We start from the raw sequence: 19,242 nt of genomic DNA, 5'->3' as shown, positions 1-19,242 counted from the left end.
ATCTTATTAATTAGCAAAAGTCGGTTATTCTGATACGACCCAATCATGTTGTTCAGGATAGCTGAAAGTATTGTCTATCATCCAGCGACCTTTATAAATCTTAGCACCTTTCATCTTGAAGAGTGCTTCACCTTGTTCGTTCACCAAACCTTCAGCCCACCATTCTTCCGTAGGTTTCAGCATGAGGACTCCTTGAGGGCCATTACATACGCTCTTAATACCCGGCAAATCGAATACTTTTTCACAAGTAGGAGTCTCAGTAGAAACATCAAACTTATAAACAGCTGAAGTCGCCGTAAACCATAATTTATCAGCTTCACCATATACCGGGAACAAGTCATGACCACCACTTTCATTTTCAAACGTATAAATACGCTTTTGGTTAGTCAATTTAGGTTTCATACGGTCACCATTATATTTAAAACGGAACAAAGCTGTGACACCGCCTTTAATGGTAGCCGAAGCATACAGATAATTTCTGGTTTTATTCCATACCACATTATGCGCATTACCTAATTTAACGGTATTGGCTTTCACGCCAAATACTTTCACAGTATCGACTACAAACGTATTGATTTCACCCGATTTAGATTCAGCTGTTACAATATTACCATCCGGTAATAATTCTGCAGAGTGAGGATTCTGACCGCAATTACCATAGAACATCAGTTTATGGTCGGCAATACGAATTAATGCTACCGCACCGCCCGAAGCCGTCATCAGAATATACCGTCTGTTATAAACCGGTTTTACTTCACTGGGATTCACAAACCAACGCTGATGTGCGGCAGGCACTTTTGCAGTATAAGGATCCCAACTCCAAATATTCTGTTGAGTATTGGCATCTCTAATAACAATGGCATGTCTGGACTGTTCAGCCAACACATAGGCATTTTCAGGTATCTCTACCATAGGTTTATCTTGCTCCGGAATAGAATTCTCATCGTCTGAACAAGCGCCCAAGACTATCATCAATCCCCAAAAAGCTGCTAACAAACTAAGTTTTTTCATGGTTATCGTATTTTTAATATTTCTATTTATTTTTTCTTTTATCATAATAATCTACTAATGAATGAACTTGCTGATTCAACTGTGACACTTGCTCCAGATAAGAAACATAAGGCTCATAGTCCAAAGAAACAACTCCCTTATTGGTATCTACAGCATCATTGTATTCAAAATGTACCCAACCGACACAACGTCTAGATTCTAATAAACGCAAACAGAAATTCTGATAGAATTCTCCGCGATGTTGCTGGGTACGTACTAACCATCCTCCACCTTCCGTATTGGTATATTTCTTTCCTTCATAATAGGCATCGTCAGCCTTCACATAAAAACGTACTTTCTCACGAGTCAATTCATCTATATACGATGTAAACGTAGGCTCAAATAGAAGTACCAGACGGTTATACTTATTATCCTCAAATGCATAACCCAGATTCTTGCTCATATCCCACATAAAAGAGCTTAACAAATGCAGATTCTCTGCATACGCCATCTTACGGGAAGACGGATTCAACAAAGGTATCCGGGGTTCAGGCGGAAAAGCTTCTACCCGCTTTGAACCATAGGAGATATAATTAAAATGATTGACCGAAAGCAATGTACCGGTTTCTTCACTCCATCGAACCACACTGCCAAACTTTCGCTGCAGAGCTTGCTGTTGAGCCGATGAAGTACCAGGTCGTACATGCTGAATGCCATGAATCAAAAAGGCGCCTTCATCAGGATCGAGTAAAAAGGAGCGTCCTTCACAAGTAGCTACTCGAAAGAAGCCCTTTTTACCGATAACTGACGTGGGATGCAAATTAGTTCTTCCTCCCCAGAATGTCTGTGCATGCTGTACAGTTGGCTGATACCAGTTCATACCATCTATAGTACGCGTTTCACGAGAATCCTGAGTAGACCATGACTGGAAGTTTCCGCTTTGCCATTTCCGATATTCCACAGGATGATAGGTATATTCTTGCTTGTCAGGCTGCGAAGGTTGGATGATTTCCAGTTTGCTTTCTTCTATTTCCGCTGAAGAAGAACAAGCCCAAATACTCCATCTGCAACTAGCCCAACAAAGCAAACCTATCCATCCCTGGTTCCATCGTCCCATAACCCTTACAATCTAATCATTTTACATTAGCTAATCATTTCTTTTTAGGGAACTTAATTTCAACGGTCATTACACAAGCATTGGCAATACCCGGATTAACTTCTTTCGGACCTGTAATATCCACGATCTTCATCACACCGATTCTATCTCCACCTGCTGCAGAAGAGCCACCGGTACGGAAGGCTACTATATCACCTGCCTTAATCGGAGTAAGTTTGGAAATCTTAATAAGGTCAGAAGAAATCTTAGAAATAGACTCGGTAGTAGCATTTTCATAATCAAAATTAGGAAGAGTCGTGAAACGAGTCATATTCCTAGCCTGGATATTCTTCAAGTTTCCTGAAGATGCCTTGTATTCGCCATCTTTTTCTGTATCATCCATAGAATACAAACGAGGAACAGCTTGACCACCAAAGCAATAAAGCTTAAAGTCCACATTCTTGGCATTTTCCGGTGAAGACAACGCATAGTCAATGGAGTAAGTCTTCAAATCCTTCAAAGAAACCAATCCAAAGGCATCGGGATATTTATCATGCGCAGTATTCGCTAACTGTTGACTACCTACATATAAAGTCGCCACATCCATATTGACATAAGCCTTTACCAAACTTTCAGCTGTCTTATCCTGACGGCCATCCGATACAACTACCTTCACTTGCGTAGTGGCAGCTGTAAAGTCGAACTTCGGTGCATAATCCAGTATCTTCTCACCATGCATCTTTTCACGATAAGCTTCTACTTCCTTGCCGTTTTCGATACGATAAATCACAATTTCCTGCAAACCTTTTACAGATTCAACGTGCATAGAAACACCCGACTTTACACCGGTTTCAGCAAAGACAACCTGATCGTTCAAGGTTAATACCGGACCCGGAACAGTACGATAGGTAACCGGCAAGGTAGAAATAGTAACATTACCATAAGCATCTTCTGCTTTAACCTTGAATCCCTTGTCACCTTCCTTATAATTAATCATATCGTCGAACGAGTATTCATGTTCGCCATTGAGTATAGCAGTACCTTTATTTTCCTGACCATTTATTGTCACCAGGAACATCTCTACCTGTTTCAAACCAGCTTCAGAATTAATCTGAAAAGTAGTACGGGGAATTACCGGATTTTCATCCATTTCATCATACACAATCTCTTCTGGGTTAAAGGTAATAACCGGACGTTCTTTAACATCTGTGATAGCAAAAGGCAGTGTACCCACTACTTGATTATTCAACTTATCAATAGCCTCTATTATGAAAGACTGATAATTAGAACCGTATTCAATCTGTTCAGACAAACTATAAGAATTCGGATTAAAAAATTCAGTAACAGTTTTATAATCAATGATACCTTCTGCAGTCTGAATCTTCATATCCACTTGCTGTAAACCAGCTTGTGACTTGATGACAGCCACCACGGGTAAGTTGTCTACCAGGTTTAAGTCAATATCTAATTGTTCCATCGGGAATTTAACAACCGGAGCAGCAGCATTCGGATCGATGTTATCATTATCATCGCTGCAAGCCACCAGATTCAAGCAAAGCCCAATCAATAAAAGGGTATATAATTTACGAATCATAATTATCTCATTTAAATGTAATACGGATTATTTTTTGTAATAACAATAATCTTCAAAAATATGGATTACACCATTGGTAGGAAGAATGTTGCTAGTCTTAGCCTTGCGCTGAGGAGAATGGCCATTGCTACCAGTTTCGTTCACCAAAACTTTACCTACAGCAGCCTGCCAGGGATTTTTCCACACAGACATCGTCATCAAACCATTTTCACCCGACAGCATGGTTAATACAAACATAGCTTCTACCTGTAACTGACCATAAGAGCTATACTCACCATCTACAATGTGATAAAGCAGCATATTTTTCACGGTTTCCTTATCACATTCTGTAATAGACGCAGTACCCGGGAATACATTTTCACGATAATTAGCCATAGCGGTATTATTCAATGCTAGATAAGTATACATCGATTCTGTTTGTGTGTAATAATCTTGCAAACCTGTATACTCAATAGCTTTAATTAATTCCGAGAAAGTTTCCTTATGATTCTGGAAAAATTCCCAAGCAGTAACCTTTACATGAGGATCGGCTACGGATGATTCATAGTCATAGTTTTTCTGCAAATCCAAGTCGCAGCTAGCCAATACCAAAATTGCCCAGCATGCCAACAGTGCCTTATATAATAATGTTTTTTTCATTGTTACAGTTCTTTTTAATTGTTACTCTTTCCATAATATTCATTCTGCACAATATTGGGATTCTCAATGATGTGAGAATAGTGGATTGGGAAAAGTTCATTACCATCCTTACACAACCCATTGATCGGTTGCATCACGGTTTTCCATTGACCAGTACGTAACAAGTCGAACCAACGACGACCTTCGCCTGCCAATTCTACCTGACGTTCACGTAGGATATAATTAACCAGTTCATCTTCTGATGCAAAATCGTTTTCGGTCAATGTCTGTAATCCTGCACGATCGCGAATCTGCTTCACCAATTCCAAAGCTTCACCCCATTTACCCATGCGGGCACGAGCTTCTGCTTGAAGCAACATCATGTCAGAATAACGGTAAATAGGATAACCTACCTCACAAGTTTTATTCAATGAGTTACTGATATCACCCGACATATATTTGCGTAATTCATAACCTTCCTGATAATCTTTCACGATAAAGTCTTTACGCAAGTCGCCCTTCATGTCATCAGCATTAAAAATGTCCATAAACTGATCAGACATTACCGCAGCACGGTTACCAGAACCAGAAAACCACTGATACATGTAGCTGTAACCGTTCGTACCTACTTCATCCATATTAAAATGGATCAAGAAGATAAATTCACGCGTATTATATTCATCGTTTTCCGGTGTATTATCTGAAGGCTTATTTACCAATTCCTCTGTAAACATAGTATGCCAAGCTTGCAGATTAGGTTCGAAGTCTACAAAACGGCCGCCTTTCTTCGACTGAATAGAAGCCATTTTTTCAATGGTCTGATCAGCCAGGTTATATTCTTTCTTCCACATGTAAACATCCGCCATAATAGCCCATACACCGCAGATTGAAATACGCTTACGTTCAAAATTCTTATTACGGTTAATCAGTTTCTCGGCTTTCTTCAAATCGGGTAAAATCACCTGATCGATAATCTCATTCTTATCGGTACGTGCTTTATAGATAGCATCAGAATACTTTTCAGTAGGTTCAGTAAACAAAGGCACATCACCCCACACACGAATGGCGTAGAAATAAGCTAAGGCACGCAAGGCATAAGCCTGACCTAAATAGTCATTACGGTCAGATACGTCAGGCATACTAATCTGAGGTACATACTTGATAGCCAGGTTAGTCTGATTAATCATCTGATAAAGATTAGTCCATCTAGCACAACTCTCATCCGTAGACATCAAATTGTTGATGACACGAGCCTGATCGGCCATTACTGGAGCACCCGGTGCTACATTATCAGAACGGAATTCGCCCCAATAGAAATAGTTTTCACGAAGGGTAGTACGTAACAAACCATAAATTTCATTCACACCAGCTTTCGCATCGCGGGCAGTCTGCCACATCTTGTCGGCAGGAATTTCGCTCACCGGTTCTTCATCCAGAAAATCCGAACAGCTATTTAAAGACAGAGCCAAGCATATAGCTCCTACATAATATTTAATCTTATTCATATAGTATTCTCAATTAAAAGTTAGCAGAAAATCCTAAACCAAATTCTCTCTTTCTTGGGTAACGATAAGAATCCTTACCGATCTGTAACGGGTTCCGTGTAGAAAACTCAGGATCGAATCCGGAATAGTTGGTCCAAGTTAATGCATTGTTCACAAAAGCATATACATTCAATTTCTTCAACATCAACTTTCTAGACCATTTTTCGGGTACATCGTATGCCAAACGAATATTCTGCAAACGAATGAAAGAAGCATCTTCCAGATAGAAAGAGTTACCCATACGTGCGTTATTGTATTCATCGTTATACGGACGCGGATAAAGAACCTGATCACCCGGTTTCAACCACATGTTATAAATAACTTCCGGAGAAGGAGTAGTTCCAGAATATTTAAACATATTACGGTTATGTTCAGCAGCGTTGTAAATCTTACCACCCAGTGAATAATAGAAACCTAAATATAAGCTTAAGTCTTTCCAAGTCAATGTAGTATTCAAACCACCTGTAACTTCAGGCATAGCATTACCAATTACCATACGGTCGTTATCATCGATAATACCGTCACGGCTAGCTTCAGGTTCTTCCCAATTGTAGTCACCTCCACGGAAGGGTTTACCATTCGGTAATTTCTTCTTTTGGATATTACCTTCATATACTTCTCCGTTCAACAGATATTTATATTGGAATACACCATTTTCAAATACCGGAGTCAGTTGTTCCCAGTTATCAGTAAACGCATTAGATTCATCATATGCAAATACCCCTGCATTCTTGAAGCCATAAAAGTCGCCTACCTGACCACCTTCCTGCATCCACCAGATATCACCTTCCATATAAGCCTTGCCTTCTGACAATTTCTCAATACGGTTTACGTTACGAGAAATATTGAAAGAAGAATTCCATTTCCAATCCTTGCTACGGATAATATCACCCGATACGGCTATTTCAAAACCACGGTTGCTCATCTCACCCACATTGGTTTTCATATAAGCAAAACCTGATTCCTTTGGTAACTGATAATTAGCCAGCAAACCATCTGTATACTTATCGTAGTAGTCGGCAGTAATCGTTAATCGGCTATTCCAGAAGTTCAAATCGAGACCTAAGTTGAACTGCTTAGTTTCTTCCCATTTCAAGTTATCTTTACCGATACGGGTAGGAATCACACCACCGATATTATCATAAATAGAGTTCGGTGAATAAGAATAGATATAATCGTAATTACCGATTGCTTCGTTACCTGTAATACCGTAGCTTACGCGAATCTTAGCATCTTCAAGGAATTTCTTAGAAAATTTCATGAAGTTTTCATCAGAGAAACGCCATCCCACAGATACTGAAGGGAAGTTGCCCCACTTGTTTTCTTTGGCAAATCGAGAAGAACCGTCACGACGCATATTGGCTGTGAACAAATATTTACCCTTATAGTCGTAAGTAACACGAGCAAAGACAGATGCCATAGAATGGTTGGTCAATGTAGAGCCTGTAGCCGATAAGTCCAGATTGGCAGAGAATGCATTCATGGTATAAATAAAGTCAGTAGAAGAATTCATACCCACAAATGTTTCGTTTTCATAACGCCACTGTTGTGCACTGACACCGAGCATGGCACTGAAGTTATGACCCTTAATCTTACGAGCATAAGTGATGAAGTTTTCATTCATCCAGTTCCAGTTCAAATAGTTATAAGAATAGCCCTTATTCTGCTTCTGCCATTCGTCAGTAATCAAACTCGGTTCGAGTTTTTTACGCTTATCCAAGTAGAAGTTCGCATTGATATTAGTTCTAAACTTCAAATACTTATTAAACTTGATTTCAAAGAATTGGAAGAAGTTTGCCTTATACGAATCTGTAAAATCTGTAGTATAGTTAATTTGAGCAATCGGATTCTTCTGACCATTAAATACACCAACTAATGATCCGTCAGGATAAACAATATTGAAATAAGGACGACGAGACAATACAGCACTCAACAACTGACCTTCATCCAAACCTTTTTTCTTAGAGTAGGTTAATGAAATACGGCTGCCCATATTCATCCAATCTGTCGGAGAATAATCTGAGTTAATACGTGTATTCAAACGTTGGAAACCCGTATTTGAAATAATACCTTTTTCATTATAATAACCTGTATTGATGAAATACTTCAATTTCTTCGTACCACCACCAACACTGACATCCACCTGATCTTTTTGTGCAGTAGTAGTAATCATATCCAGGTAATCATTATCTACATTAAAGAAAGCATTCAAAGGATCATCGAGAATATCAATACTTTCATTGGGTTTACCACCTCCATAGATTTCAAAATATTCCTTACGAGCGTAGTCGTAGGCCAAACGATCCTTCCGGTTAGCCTGTGCTACCTTATGCGACAGGTTACCCCAAGAGTGATTATACTTGATATCGATACGGGGTTTGCCTTCTTGTCCACTCTTAGTAGTAATGATGATCACACCATTGGCAGAACGAGAACCGTAAATAGCCGCAGAAGCCGCATCCTTCAAGATTTCCATAGAAGTAATATCGTTCGTATTGATACCATCAATACTTTCCAAAGGCACACCATCTACGATATAAAGCGGAGTCACACCTTCAGCAGAGAAAGTAGAAGTACCACGAATCTTAATAGAAGAAGACTCACCCGGCTGACCAGAACCAGAAACAACCTGTACACCGGCTGTAGTACCTTGTAATGCTTCGAATACGTTCGTAGCCATCTTCTGTTCAATCGCCTCACTAGAAATAGAAGTAATAGCACCGGTTACATCACGTTTCTTCATAGTACCATAACCTACTACAACTACTTCATTCAACAATTTGGAATCTTCTTCCAAAGTAATGTTCAGGTTCTTGTCTTTTACGACCACTTCTTTGGTATCAAAACCAATGAAAGAAACAACCAGTGTAGCACCTTTCTTTGCGACCGTTAATGAGAAGTTACCATCCAAATCGGTAATGGTTCCGTTAGTAGTTCCTTTTTCCATTACGTTAGTTCCCGGCAGAGGAAATCCTGTTTTGTCTACCACTACTCCTTTCACAGCAAATCCACCTTGTGCATAAGTTGGACTAGCTAAGAAAAAGAGACACAAGAACAACAAAAGGAACGATTGAAACAACCGATCTTCTGTTCTTTTTAGTAATTTTTTCATAACTAGAATTGTTTTTATATTGGTTAATAAATAAGGTTTTATTCTTGTGAACACAACACACAATGAATACCTGAACACACCTACACTAGCAGATGTAATTCAACCATGCAAAAATAAATTATCTAAGTACACGTCACCCTATCCAATCGTTCGCAAGATAAGGTCTAATCATTCAAATGAGAGGCTATAATCACTTCTCAGGGGGTACAGAAGGGGTATTTTGTATCTTTCGGTATTGTGTAGGAGCTACACTGAATAGTTCCTTAAAACACTTATTAAAATATTGGGGATTACCAAATCCTAAGCGATAAGCAATATCAGAAATGTTCAATTCCGAAGCATTCAACAAGAGATAAGCAGCCTTCTTCAGACGCAAATTCATGATAAAATTATTTGGCGTATGTCCCGTTATACCTTTTATCTTTTGGAACAAGACTGTACGTCCTACGCCCATTTCTTTAGAAAAGACATCAACCGTGAATTCCGGGTTTTCCATGTTTCTCTCCACCACTTGTATAGCTTGTTCAATGAACTTTTGGTCTAATTCGTTCGTAGCTATTTTTTCAATCTTATTATCTAATTGATGAGCATACTTATTCTGCAGCATCCTTCTTGTATTTATCAAGTTATTACACTGCATCACCAGCCTACGCATATTAAACGGTTTTACCACATAAATATCTGCACCAATTCTCAATCCTTCCAACTCTCTCTCGGGTGCACCTAAGGCAGTAAGAAGTACTACCGGAATATGGCAAGTCTCTATATTATTCTTAATCTTAGCACAGAGTTCTATTCCTGTCATTTCAGGCATCATAATATCCGAAATAACCAGATCCGGCTGCATAGTCTTCACCTTTTCATAGCCTTCCTTGCCATTGCAGGCAGTGTCTACCGTATACAGCGGAGAAAATATGTCGACTAACACGGTTCTAATTTCTTCATTATCATCAATCACCAATAACTTGCAATCGGTGGTACCGCTCTCTTTCTGTGAAGTACGTACTTCTTCAACCAACGCCTCTCGCTCTTCTGAGTGATAGATATATTCTTTATTTTGTTCAGGTTCGATTCGAGCTACCGAAACGTCAAAATGAGCATCTCCCTTCTTTAAGGTGACTTGAAAACAAGAACCTTTACCTAGTTGACTTTTCACGTTTATCTCTCCTTTATGTGCCTTCACAATACCTTGAGTTAAAGCCAGTCCAATACCCGTTCCTCCATACAGGCCGATATTCTCAACCTGATAAAAGCGTTCAAATATCTTTTGATAATCTTCTTCAGAGATACCCGCACCATTATCCGTTACAGAAAAACGACAGACCATATCTTCCTCGGTAAAGCCCAGCACAATCGTGCCACCATCGGAGGTATATTTGAAAGCATTCGACAACAAGTTATTGATTACTTTCTGCAATTGCATTCTATCTCCCCATATCATACAATGCTGCACATTCATATGTAATGAAAAAGAAATATTCCGATTAGCTGATAATTCCTTGAACAAGACAAAATGCTCCTGCAGCAAATCACAAAGATCGAATTGCGAAATCTTCAGTTTTAAAAGTCCTTGTTCCTGCTTTCTAAAATCCAACAATTCTGAAATCAGCGATTTCAGATTTCCCGCATTCTTATGGATATTCCATAATTTGGAATAAGCGTAAGTGGATAGTTTTCCGGAATTCAGCAGCAAATCTACCTGACTTATAATCAAAGTGATAGGAGTTCGGATTTCATGAGAAATATTCGTAAAGAAACGTAATTTTGACTGATTCATTTCTTCTATATACTGCTTCTCACGCATTTCAAACTCTAACGAAGTCTTCAAAAACAGACGACGACGATGTTCACGTATCAAAATGTATAGAATTGCTAATATCGCACAAATATAGATAATGTAAGCCCACCAAGTAGCATAAAAAGGTGGAACAATGGTAATCGTAAGTGAGCGAATTACCGCTGGAAAATTCTTCAGACGAATTTCAAACTTATAATGACCAGGAGAAATATTAGTATAAGTAACATAATTACCCGAAAGAATTTCGCTCCATTCATCCTTATATCCTACCAAACGGTATTCTACCTCTCCTCCACCAATATGCAAAAAATTATCAGTGGCAAAACCAATACTAAACACATCTTGAGTATAATCTAGACAAATTTCGTCAGTATAAGCAAATGCTTCGGACAAAATGCCGGTTTCGTCTCCAGTTATAATCTCCTGATTGTTTATATACAATTGCGTCAGATTCAGATCATATATTTTGGGAGGATAATACAAATTATTCTCTCGGATGGCAATCATACCCGTAGTACCACCGATATAAATATTCTCATCACGAGATACCTGCAACGATTTCCGGTTTACTAAAGTCAACGGGAATCCGGTCTTCGAATTAAAATTAATAATCTTACCGGTACGCTTATCCAACATAGACAACCCGTGTCCGGTACCAATCAGCAAATTGCCGGAAGGAGTCTCCGCCAAATCACGAATATTATTTCCTGAAAGCTGATAATCTGGTGTATGCAAATGAAATTGGCTGTCTTTTTTATCCAACAGGAATAATCCTTTTCCATGCGTACCTATCCAAATATCTCCATATCGGTCCTCATAAATAACATTCACCAAAAATTTTTGAGATCGTACCTCCTTATCCAAACGGATACGATAAGTCTGAAAACTCCGTTTTTTAATATCATAAGCCATACATCCTTCGGCTGCAGCAAACCATAGCCGCTGCTTGGAATCCAATAAAAGGGTATTGTAATTATGAGTAAACAACTCGTCTTCATGAAACAAGATATCGGTTTTCTTTGTCAACTTATCCAAACTGGCTACCGCCGACGTGGTACCTACATACAATTTCTGCGGTGTATCTGCCAAGGCAAACAAGGCATCACCTACAATGCTGGCTTGCGAATCGTTCAAGGTAAACTGTTCATTCCTATGGGTTTCCAAATGAAAACAATTCAATTTGTTGGTAAAATCGGCTGCAATCCACAAACAATTATAAGCCTCATCATACACAATATCTTTCAGATAATCGGTACTAAAACGATGTCCTGTAAGGGAATTAAAATGTTGAAACGTATTGTAACGAGGCTGATACATATCCAATCCTCCACCTTCAGTACATATCCAGATATTTCCAGCTCTATCTTCAGCCATCGCTCCCACTACCGGGAATGACAAACCTTTCTCTGAAGCATAAAAATGTATATAGTGCTGAAACGCGGGAGAAAAATAATTAACTCCTCCCCAATACGTTCCAATCCACACCGTACCTTGTTTATCGGTATACAGAGAGGTTACTGAGCGGTTAGACATAGAACCTATTTTAGTAGGATTAGGTTGATAGTAAGATACGGTTCCTGATTTTACATCAATCTTACTCAAACCACTACGATAGCCCACCCATATGTTTCCTTCTAAATCTTGACACAAAGCTCTGGCCATATCGTCGTGCGCGTAGGTCTGTAACAGACTACCAGCCAGGTTAAAACAAACAACACCATGTTCTTGCGTACCTACCCAAATATTCCGGTCATTTCCTTGCATCACCTTTAATACTTTGATATCGGGCAACTGAAGAGTAGCTTTACCGCAGGAGTCAACCTGCACTACGCCTTTATCTTTTAAAGCAATCCACAAAGAACCGTCCATACCTTCCACCATAGATGAACCGGTATCAGCCAATTGAAGGTCTTCGTACATCCGCTGCAAACGCTTGGAATGCTTATCATATAAAAACAGTTTTCCACCTTCTACCACCCATACACCGTGTTTTCCCTTGGCTAAAGTAGCAGGAGCAGTAACGGGTAACAAATAATATTTTTCTGTATTTAAATCGAATTGAAAAATACCGGTGGAAGACAATAAGAACAAACTTCCCTGACCGTCTTCTATCATCTGACTAACATATAGATTACCATAACTGACAGAATCGTTGTGAAAATGATTATAAACCTTAATTTGATTACCATCATAACAGTTCAAGCCATCCAACGTAGCAATCCACATGCGAGATTTCTCATCCTGACAGATATCACTGACTGTTATCTGAGACAAACCGTCCTCCACTCCCAAAGTATTAAACTTATACTCTTGAGCGTTAATCGGAGATACCCAAAAGAAGAACAATATCTGAATAATAAATGATATACAAGTAACCAACATTTCAACATAACAAGACCTAAGGTTTGTAACACACCCCAATTGCGACACAAAAATAGTACTTTTTATAATATCTACAAAAAAGAAAAAAGAGGCCATCTCAAAATGAAGTGCACCCCAAAAGTTAGACACCAAACTTTTGAGATGTTTTTTATGAAGTACGGTTATGAACAACGGCTCATCATCGTTAGCCGGGTAAAACAAGAAGAAGCAATAGCTCACTTGTCGAGAGAGTGTCATATCAATAAAACTCAGATATTGACATGGGTGAGAATGTGGGACAAATATGGCCGTTCCGAACTGGAACAACAACCACATTGCCGCCCTACGGTTCAATTAAAGGAAGAAGTCGTACATTTAATATTAGAAAAAGGTGTATCTTTGGCCCATATAAGAGTAGAATACAGAATTGACAAGACGGTACTACAACGCCGGGGCAGCACAGTACGCAAGTATGGTTATGAGGCTCTTAAACCGTCCAAACGCCGAGGAGACCACTGAAAAACCCTATGGGACGCCCAAAGAAAAAAGAACCGCAAACTGAACTTGAGAAGCTTCAGGCTGAAAATCTCCGTCTGAGAGCGAAGAACGTACTATTTAAAAAAGCGAAGGCCTTAGTCGAGGCAAAGAAAGGCCAAGCACTTCTAAATGGGCGCGGACCATCGACAAACTAAGATCGGATTATCCTCTTGACTTGCTATTGGAGTAAAGAAAGATGGCTCGTTCAGTGTTCTATTACCATCTAAAGCGCCTTAAAACCGCTGACAGGTATGCTAATGAAAAGGAATCGATTAAACTGATTTTTCATGAGCATAAGGAACGCTATGGCTATCCTCGTGTGACAACGGAGATGCATAACCGTAGTTTTATGTTAAACAGACTTACGAGTGACTTGTGGCTTAAAAGCCAAATACGGGGTCAGTCCGAAAACCCTTTGGGTATGTTATGTTAATAGACTAAAGTAATCTATCTTTGCTGTCATATTTTCAAAACAACAATCTAATGAATTCCAATCACAACCTACAATAAGTTACTCCGAGTCATCTTTCCCAAAGTTTTAATGGAGTATTTCGATATCTCCGGTTGGCATGACGACTCTGTCAAAATCGAGGTCTGGCTTGATGAAAAACACTACTTGGAACGTTCCGATTACAAGAGTGGAACTGTGATTTCGCATGGCTCTACTGGTGAGAAAGTTATTCAGAACTTTCCTCTTTGCGGCAAGCCTGTTTATCTCCACGTAAGACATTATCGCTGGTATGACAAAACTACCGGGGAAACGTTTTCCTATACCTACGATGATCTTACAGCCGAAGGAACGAAACTTACTCCCGAGTTCGTTGCTTTTCTAAAAGAAGATTAAAACTACGGCGTCCTACATAAGCTCCATAGCAGAGGCTTATGGTGTAAACGGTAAACAGTTGACTTCACAGTACAAGGGGTTTATCAGCGCATACAGAGAGTGGGACCTGTTGGATCATGCCACAGAATATGTCCTGTTCAAACAGAACATAGGTCCCTGCCTTTGTATTGACGAGACTTCTTTGAGCTGCGGAGAATTATATACTGTTGTCACCAACCGTGCAGACCGTAGTGGTAGAGGCAACCTTGTGGCCATGATACGTGGCACAAAGTCTGAAGAGGTCATAAAGGTACTTGAAATGATTCATGTCTCCAAGCGCAAGACGGTCAAAGAAGTCACTTTAAATTTTTCACCGACCATGATACGGACTGTCCGAACGACTTTTCCCAACACCACTATGACCAATGACCGATTTCATGTACAGAAGCTCTTTTATGAGGCAATTGGTGAACTCAGGATTACTTATCGTTGGATGGCACGGGATTTGGAGAACGATGAAATTCAGCGGTGCAGAGAGCTGGGGATAGAGTATGTTCCGTTCTGATATACTAATGGCGATACCCGTAAACAGCTGCTGGCAAGGGCCAAGCATCTACTTGTCAGGCATTTTAGTAAATAGACCAAATCCCAAAGTTTCACCAGGGACTGGAAATATTTCAACAAGGTGATGCCAGCAGATACGAAAACCGGACTCCGTCCCAATCCCCTGAAACTGGACGGCGTGGATTCAGACAACGTGGAGATACTCGGCAACCGGCTTGCCGCAATCAACCGGAATGCCCGGACAGGGGATGACTATATGAAAATCGGGACCCCTGTCCGATTTCCGCATCCTTGTCTGTACCAAGAGAATTTGTGATAGGGAACTGAAAAAATATCCTAAGTTTGCCTGTAATGGAAAGAAAGACACTCCGTCATTCCTTTTCCTCAAAGGAAAGGTTTTCCACCTGTCTGTTAATAACCTTCCAGTCAATGGAATCCTTAAGATTGATTATATCCACAATCGAATAATGCCTGATCCCGTTCTCTTCTTCCGCAAAACGCAGCCATCCGCTCAAACGCTGCTTCTCAATCTCTGCCGGATCAGCTCACAAACCTCATCGGGCAGCATAGAAAGTTCTACACAGTTATCCTCGCAGATATGTTGCAGCACGGCCAACATGTTGAGGGACTTCTTATAACTTCTCACGAGTGCGGCGAACGAGCCGCTTTCAACCTTAATCATCTTTCTCATAACCTTTTATTTTTAGAGTGTTCTTCTTTTTCAAGCAGCATGGCACGCAGCACGTCCGAACGGCGGTAGTAAATCTTCCCCTTGTCACGGTGGAAAGGCAATGAACCGTCATTGCGACGTCTTAGAAGTGTCCTGTCGGACATCTTGGTAAGCAGGCGCACGCCTTTTGAATCCAGTATCTCGCTGTCGGGCAAGTTATGTATGGCAGGAGCCAGTAACTTTTCAATGTTGGTTACTTTGGCGAGTATGGTACTGAGCATGTGGGTCATCTGCCCACCAGGTGCAGTTCTTCTGTTATTCATAATGACCTTGTTTTTATTGTTTATGGTGCAATATTACGGAGATATTACAAGGTCATTGATTACTCAACCGTTGAGCAACCGCCAAAAAAAGACAGAAAACGCCAGAATGAAATAAAAAAGGCCGGAAGCAATCTCCGGCCATTCCTGAAAGAGCAGGCATCCGAACCTCATGTCTGCCTTTGCTCATTCCAAACACCCTCTCCTTACATGGAAAAATGAAAATCCATCTTTATCTGTGACATCTCACGTATCACTGTACGGTCCAGCACACGCGCATAATGACGGGTCATCTGAACATTGGTATGCCCCAGCATTTTAGCAACGCTCTCTATCGAAACACCATTGGCCAGGGCAAAAGTGGCAAAAGTATGACGCGCCGTGTAAGTAATATTTAGAAATGCAATAAAAAACAGAATGACGATAATTAAACGTAAAACGTTTATAATTAAGCATTTTGCGAGAATTGCAGAACAGACAGACCTGCAAAAGAAAACAAAATATTGCGACGTTTCAGTTACCAGACTGTTAGCCGCCTGTTTCGGAAACGACGGCAGGTAACCGAATTTTTACCGATAAGAACAAAGCGGATTTGTATTCACTGTTTCTCAATGTTTTGCATGCCAAAGGACGCTTTTCAAAGGAGTATTTTTACAACCTAAAAAAGAGCGTTATGAAAGTGGAAAAATTCAAGGTGCTGCTCTACCTGAAAAAGAGCGAGCCGGACAAGACCGGCAAAGCCCCGATCATGGGACGGATCACCCTCAACCGCACGATGGCGCAGTTCAGCTGCAAGCTCTCCTGCACCCCCGGGCTGTGGAACGCGCGTGAGAGCCGGCTGAACGGCAAGAGCCGGGAAGCGGTGGAGACCAATGAAAAAATAGAAAGACTGCTGCTTGCCGTACACTCGGCCTTCAATTCCCTCATGGAAAGAAAAAGGGATTTTGATGCCGCCGCGGTCAGGGACATGTTCCAGGGCAATGCGGGCATGCAGATGACCCTGCTCAAACTTCTCGACCGGCATAACGGGGAAATGAAGGCCCGTGTCGGTGTGGACCGTGCGCCCACCACACTCTCGACCTACCTCTTCACCTACCGCACGCTTTCCGAATTCATCAAGGCGAAATTCAAGGTTCCGGACCTTGTCTTCGGGCAGCTCAACGAGCAGTTCATCCGCGACTATCAGGATTTCATCCTTCTGGAAAAGGGATATGCCGTGGACACGCTTCGCGGCTACCTGGCCATCTTGAAAAAGATCTGCCGCATCGCCTACAAGGAGGGCCACTCGGAGAAATACCATTTCTGCCACTTCAAGCTGCCCAAGCAGAAGGAGACAACACCGAAAGCACTCAGCCGTGAGAATTTCGAGAAGCTGCGTGATCTGGAGATACCGGAAAAACGCAGGTCACATGTCATCACCCGGGACCTCTTCCTCTTCGCCTGTTACACCGGCACCGCCTATGCCGATGCGGTAAGCATCACCCGGAAGAACCTCTTCCGGGATGACGAGGGCAGCCTCTGGCTGAAATACCAGCGAAAGAAAACCGACTACCTCGGACGTGTCAAGCTGCTTCCGGAAGCCGTCGCGTTGATTGAGAAATACCGGGACGATACCCGCGAGACTCTTTTCCCGCCGCAGGACTACCACACGCTCAGGGCCAATATGAAATCCCTGCGCCTGATGGCAGGGCTGAGCCAGGACCTTGTCTACCACATGGGACGGCATTCTTTCGCCTCGCTGGTCACGCTCGAGGAGGGAGTGCCGATAGAGACCATCTGCAAAATGCTGGGACACTCCAACATAAAGACCACCCAGATATACGCGCGCGTAACCCCGAAGAAGCTGTTCGAGGACATGGACAGGTTCGTCGAGGCAACCCGCGATTTGAAACTTATCCTTTAATCCCTAAACAATCATTATCATGCGCAGTACATTCAAGCTCTTATTCTACATCAACCGTAACAAGGTGAAATCGGACGGCACGACCGCCGTCCTCTGCCGGATCAGCATCGACGGAAAGAAATCGGCAGTCACGACAGGCGTCTATTGCAAACCCGGGGACTGGGACAGCAAGAAGTGTGAAATCAAAACAGCCAGGGAGAACAACCGCCTTGCCGCCTTCCGCAGCCGGTTGGAAGAGGCGTACGGGAACCTGCTGAGGAACCAGGGAGTGGTCACGGCCGAACTGCTCAAGACCACCGTGTCAGGCGCCAATTCCGTACCGGAATACCTCCTGCAGGCCGGAGAGGTGGAACGCGAACGGCTCAGGGTCCGCTCCAAGGAGATCAACTCCACTTCCACCTACCGCCAGTCGAAGACCACCCAGCTCAACCTCAGGCAGTTCATCGAATCCCGCGGGATGAAGGACATCGCCTTTTCGGACATCACCGAGGAGTTCGCCGAATCGTTCAAGGTCTTTCTCAAGAAGGAGCTGGGACACAGGAACGGACACGTGAACCACTGCCTGTGCTGGCTCAACCGGCTCATCTACATCGCCGTGGACCGGGAAATACTAAGAGCCAATCCGATAGAGGACGTGGCATACGAGAGGAAAGAAACACCTAAACTAAGGCATATCAGCCGCAGTGAACTGAAGCGGATGATGGAAACCCCGCTGCCCGACCCGATGATGGAGCTGGCACGCAGGACGTTCATCTTCTCCTCGCTGACCGGTCTGGCCTACGCGGATACGAGGGCTCTCCATCCCCGTCACATCGGAACGACTTCGGAAGGAAGAAGGTATATCCGCATCCGCCGCGCCAAAACGGACGTGGAGGCGTTCATCCCGCTGCATCCCATAGCCGGACAGATACTGGAGCTTTACAACACCACGGATGACGACAGGCCGGTATTCCCGCTGCCGGTCCGCGACGTCCTCTGGTATGAGGTACATGGAATGGGCGTGGCATTAGGCATGAAAGAGAACCTGTCCTACCACATGGCCCGGCATTCGTTCGGGACCCTGACACTGACCGCGGGCATTCCGATAGAGAGCATCGCCAGGATGATGGGCCATACGAATATCGACAGCACGCAGGTCTACGCCCAGGTCACCGACCGGAAGATATCCTCGGACATGGACCGGCTGATGGAAAGAAGAAAGCCTGCGGCCGGCAAGGAAGCCGCAGGCTAAATAAAAATGAGGTTGTGTCAAAATGCTGACACAGCCTCTTTTTATGCGCAAAGCCCAGACTTTCTCAAGCCCGGGCTTTGT

General features: G+C 42.1%; 15 protein-coding genes and 2 pseudogenes. 7 read left to right on the top strand and 10 right to left on the bottom strand.

The window, feature by feature from the left end:
- Positions 1–24 precede the first annotated feature (24 nt).
- From AB5903_RS17600 to AB5903_RS17570, 7 genes are all read right to left on the bottom strand, one after another.
- Complete coding sequence (locus AB5903_RS17600) at positions 25–1,011, bottom strand: DUF6528 family protein (protein ID WP_060385071.1); 987 nt, start codon at positions 1,009–1,011, stop codon at positions 25–27.
- A gap of 22 nt (positions 1,012–1,033) precedes the next feature.
- Positions 1,034–2,107 (bottom strand): hypothetical protein, encoded by a 1,074-nt coding sequence (locus AB5903_RS17595; RefSeq protein ID WP_224200139.1) that lies wholly within the window; start codon positions 2,105–2,107, stop codon positions 1,034–1,036.
- Positions 2,108–2,141: 34 nt separating this feature from the next.
- Positions 2,142–3,680: a hypothetical protein gene (locus AB5903_RS17590; RefSeq protein ID WP_005651640.1), complete on the bottom strand. Its 1,539-nt coding sequence runs from the start codon at positions 3,678–3,680 to the stop codon at positions 2,142–2,144.
- A gap of 27 nt (positions 3,681–3,707) precedes the next feature.
- Complete coding sequence (locus tag AB5903_RS17585) at positions 3,708–4,319, bottom strand: fasciclin domain-containing protein (RefSeq protein ID WP_060385074.1); 612 nt, start codon at positions 4,317–4,319, stop codon at positions 3,708–3,710.
- Positions 4,320–4,333: 14 nt separating this feature from the next.
- Complete coding sequence (locus AB5903_RS17580) at positions 4,334–5,803, bottom strand: RagB/SusD family nutrient uptake outer membrane protein (protein WP_005651644.1); 1,470 nt, start codon at positions 5,801–5,803, stop codon at positions 4,334–4,336.
- 13 nt (positions 5,804–5,816) lie between these two features.
- Positions 5,817–8,954, bottom strand: coding sequence for a TonB-dependent receptor (locus tag AB5903_RS17575; RefSeq protein WP_060385075.1), 3,138 nt, complete (start codon positions 8,952–8,954; stop codon positions 5,817–5,819).
- Between the two features lie 190 nt (positions 8,955–9,144).
- Positions 9,145–13,134 carry a two-component regulator propeller domain-containing protein gene (locus tag AB5903_RS17570; protein WP_336314133.1) on the bottom strand — a complete coding sequence of 1,330 codons (3,990 nt, stop codon included), beginning with the start codon at positions 13,132–13,134 and terminating at the stop codon, positions 9,145–9,147.
- A 150-nt stretch (positions 13,135–13,284) separates the two neighbouring features.
- Between AB5903_RS17570 and AB5903_RS17565 the strand changes: the two genes are divergently transcribed.
- The 5 genes and pseudogenes from AB5903_RS17565 to AB5903_RS17545 form a co-directional block, all read left to right on the top strand.
- Positions 13,285–13,632 carry a helix-turn-helix domain-containing protein gene (locus AB5903_RS17565; RefSeq protein ID WP_165593205.1) on the top strand — a complete coding sequence of 116 codons (348 nt, stop codon included), beginning with the start codon at positions 13,285–13,287 and terminating at the stop codon, positions 13,630–13,632.
- Positions 13,633–13,846: 214 nt separating this feature from the next.
- Positions 13,847–14,083, top strand: coding sequence for an IS3 family transposase (locus AB5903_RS17560; RefSeq protein WP_060385078.1), 237 nt, complete (start codon positions 13,847–13,849; stop codon positions 14,081–14,083).
- A 108-nt stretch (positions 14,084–14,191) separates the two neighbouring features.
- A complete protein-coding gene (locus AB5903_RS17555; RefSeq protein WP_060385079.1) occupies positions 14,192–14,494 on the top strand; it encodes a hypothetical protein in 303 nt (100 codons plus the stop codon).
- A gap of 58 nt (positions 14,495–14,552) precedes the next feature.
- Positions 14,553–15,038 (top strand): transposase, encoded by a 486-nt coding sequence (locus tag AB5903_RS17550; protein ID WP_005651658.1) that lies wholly within the window; start codon positions 14,553–14,555, stop codon positions 15,036–15,038.
- Positions 15,039–15,128: 90 nt separating this feature from the next.
- Positions 15,129–15,366, top strand: a pseudogene (locus AB5903_RS17545) (hypothetical protein); the annotation flags it as partial.
- A gap of 42 nt (positions 15,367–15,408) precedes the next feature.
- Here the strand turns inward: AB5903_RS17545 and AB5903_RS17540 are convergent.
- The 3 genes and pseudogenes from AB5903_RS17540 to AB5903_RS17530 form a co-directional block, all read right to left on the bottom strand.
- Positions 15,409–15,728 (bottom strand): annotated as a pseudogene (locus AB5903_RS17540) (hypothetical protein).
- Positions 15,725–16,030 carry a DNA-binding protein gene (locus AB5903_RS17535; protein WP_005651667.1) on the bottom strand — a complete coding sequence of 102 codons (306 nt, stop codon included), beginning with the start codon at positions 16,028–16,030 and terminating at the stop codon, positions 15,725–15,727. Before AB5903_RS17535 ends, AB5903_RS17540 begins: the two are co-directional and overlap by 4 nt.
- 203 nt (positions 16,031–16,233) lie before the next feature.
- A complete protein-coding gene (locus tag AB5903_RS17530) occupies positions 16,234–16,494 on the bottom strand; it encodes a tyrosine-type recombinase/integrase (RefSeq protein WP_336314134.1) in 261 nt (86 codons plus the stop codon).
- Between the two features lie 206 nt (positions 16,495–16,700).
- Between AB5903_RS17530 and AB5903_RS17525 the strand changes: the two genes are divergently transcribed.
- Both AB5903_RS17525 and AB5903_RS17520 read left to right on the top strand, forming a co-directional pair.
- Positions 16,701–17,930 (top strand): site-specific integrase, encoded by a 1,230-nt coding sequence (locus AB5903_RS17525; protein WP_004311259.1) that lies wholly within the window; start codon positions 16,701–16,703, stop codon positions 17,928–17,930.
- Between the two features lie 19 nt (positions 17,931–17,949).
- Positions 17,950–19,161: a site-specific integrase gene (locus tag AB5903_RS17520; RefSeq protein WP_117740775.1), complete on the top strand. Its 1,212-nt coding sequence runs from the start codon at positions 17,950–17,952 to the stop codon at positions 19,159–19,161.
- The last annotated feature ends 81 nt before the right edge of the window (positions 19,162–19,242 follow it).

Source organism: Bacteroides sp. 2201st1_D9_2201SCRN_220225 (assembly GCF_040928965.1).
Lineage (GTDB): Bacteria > Bacteroidota > Bacteroidia > Bacteroidales > Bacteroidaceae > Bacteroides > Bacteroides stercoris.
The sequence above is the reverse complement of the archived record's forward strand: the minus strand, read 5'-3'. Positions and strand labels throughout refer to the sequence as shown.

What these genes read in the sequence shown, in the direction of transcription:
- AB5903_RS17555 (WP_060385079.1), top strand. Translation starts at nt 14,192, where the DNA reads ATGGAGTATTTCGATATCTCCGGTTGGCATGACGACTCTGTCAAAATC.
- AB5903_RS17580 (WP_005651644.1), bottom strand. Translation starts at nt 5,803, where the DNA reads ATGAATAAGATTAAATATTATGTAGGAGCTATATGCTTGGCTCTGTCT.
- AB5903_RS17575 (WP_060385075.1), bottom strand. Translation starts at nt 8,954, where the DNA reads ATGAAAAAATTACTAAAAAGAACAGAAGATCGGTTGTTTCAATCGTTC.
- AB5903_RS17520 (WP_117740775.1), top strand. Translation starts at nt 17,950, where the DNA reads ATGCGCAGTACATTCAAGCTCTTATTCTACATCAACCGTAACAAGGTG.
- AB5903_RS17560 (WP_060385078.1), top strand. Translation starts at nt 13,847, where the DNA reads ATGGCTCGTTCAGTGTTCTATTACCATCTAAAGCGCCTTAAAACCGCT.
- AB5903_RS17525 (WP_004311259.1), top strand. Translation starts at nt 16,701, where the DNA reads ATGAAAGTGGAAAAATTCAAGGTGCTGCTCTACCTGAAAAAGAGCGAG.
- AB5903_RS17535 (WP_005651667.1), bottom strand. Translation starts at nt 16,030, where the DNA reads ATGAATAACAGAAGAACTGCACCTGGTGGGCAGATGACCCACATGCTC.
- AB5903_RS17585 (WP_060385074.1), bottom strand. Translation starts at nt 4,319, where the DNA reads ATGAAAAAAACATTATTATATAAGGCACTGTTGGCATGCTGGGCAATT.
- AB5903_RS17570 (WP_336314133.1), bottom strand. Translation starts at nt 13,134, where the DNA reads ATGTTGGTTACTTGTATATCATTTATTATTCAGATATTGTTCTTCTTT.
- AB5903_RS17600 (WP_060385071.1), bottom strand. Translation starts at nt 1,011, where the DNA reads ATGAAAAAACTTAGTTTGTTAGCAGCTTTTTGGGGATTGATGATAGTC.
- AB5903_RS17590 (WP_005651640.1), bottom strand. Translation starts at nt 3,680, where the DNA reads ATGATTCGTAAATTATATACCCTTTTATTGATTGGGCTTTGCTTGAAT.
- AB5903_RS17595 (WP_224200139.1), bottom strand. Translation starts at nt 2,107, where the DNA reads ATGGGACGATGGAACCAGGGATGGATAGGTTTGCTTTGTTGGGCTAGT.
- AB5903_RS17565 (WP_165593205.1), top strand. Translation starts at nt 13,285, where the DNA reads ATGAAGTACGGTTATGAACAACGGCTCATCATCGTTAGCCGGGTAAAA.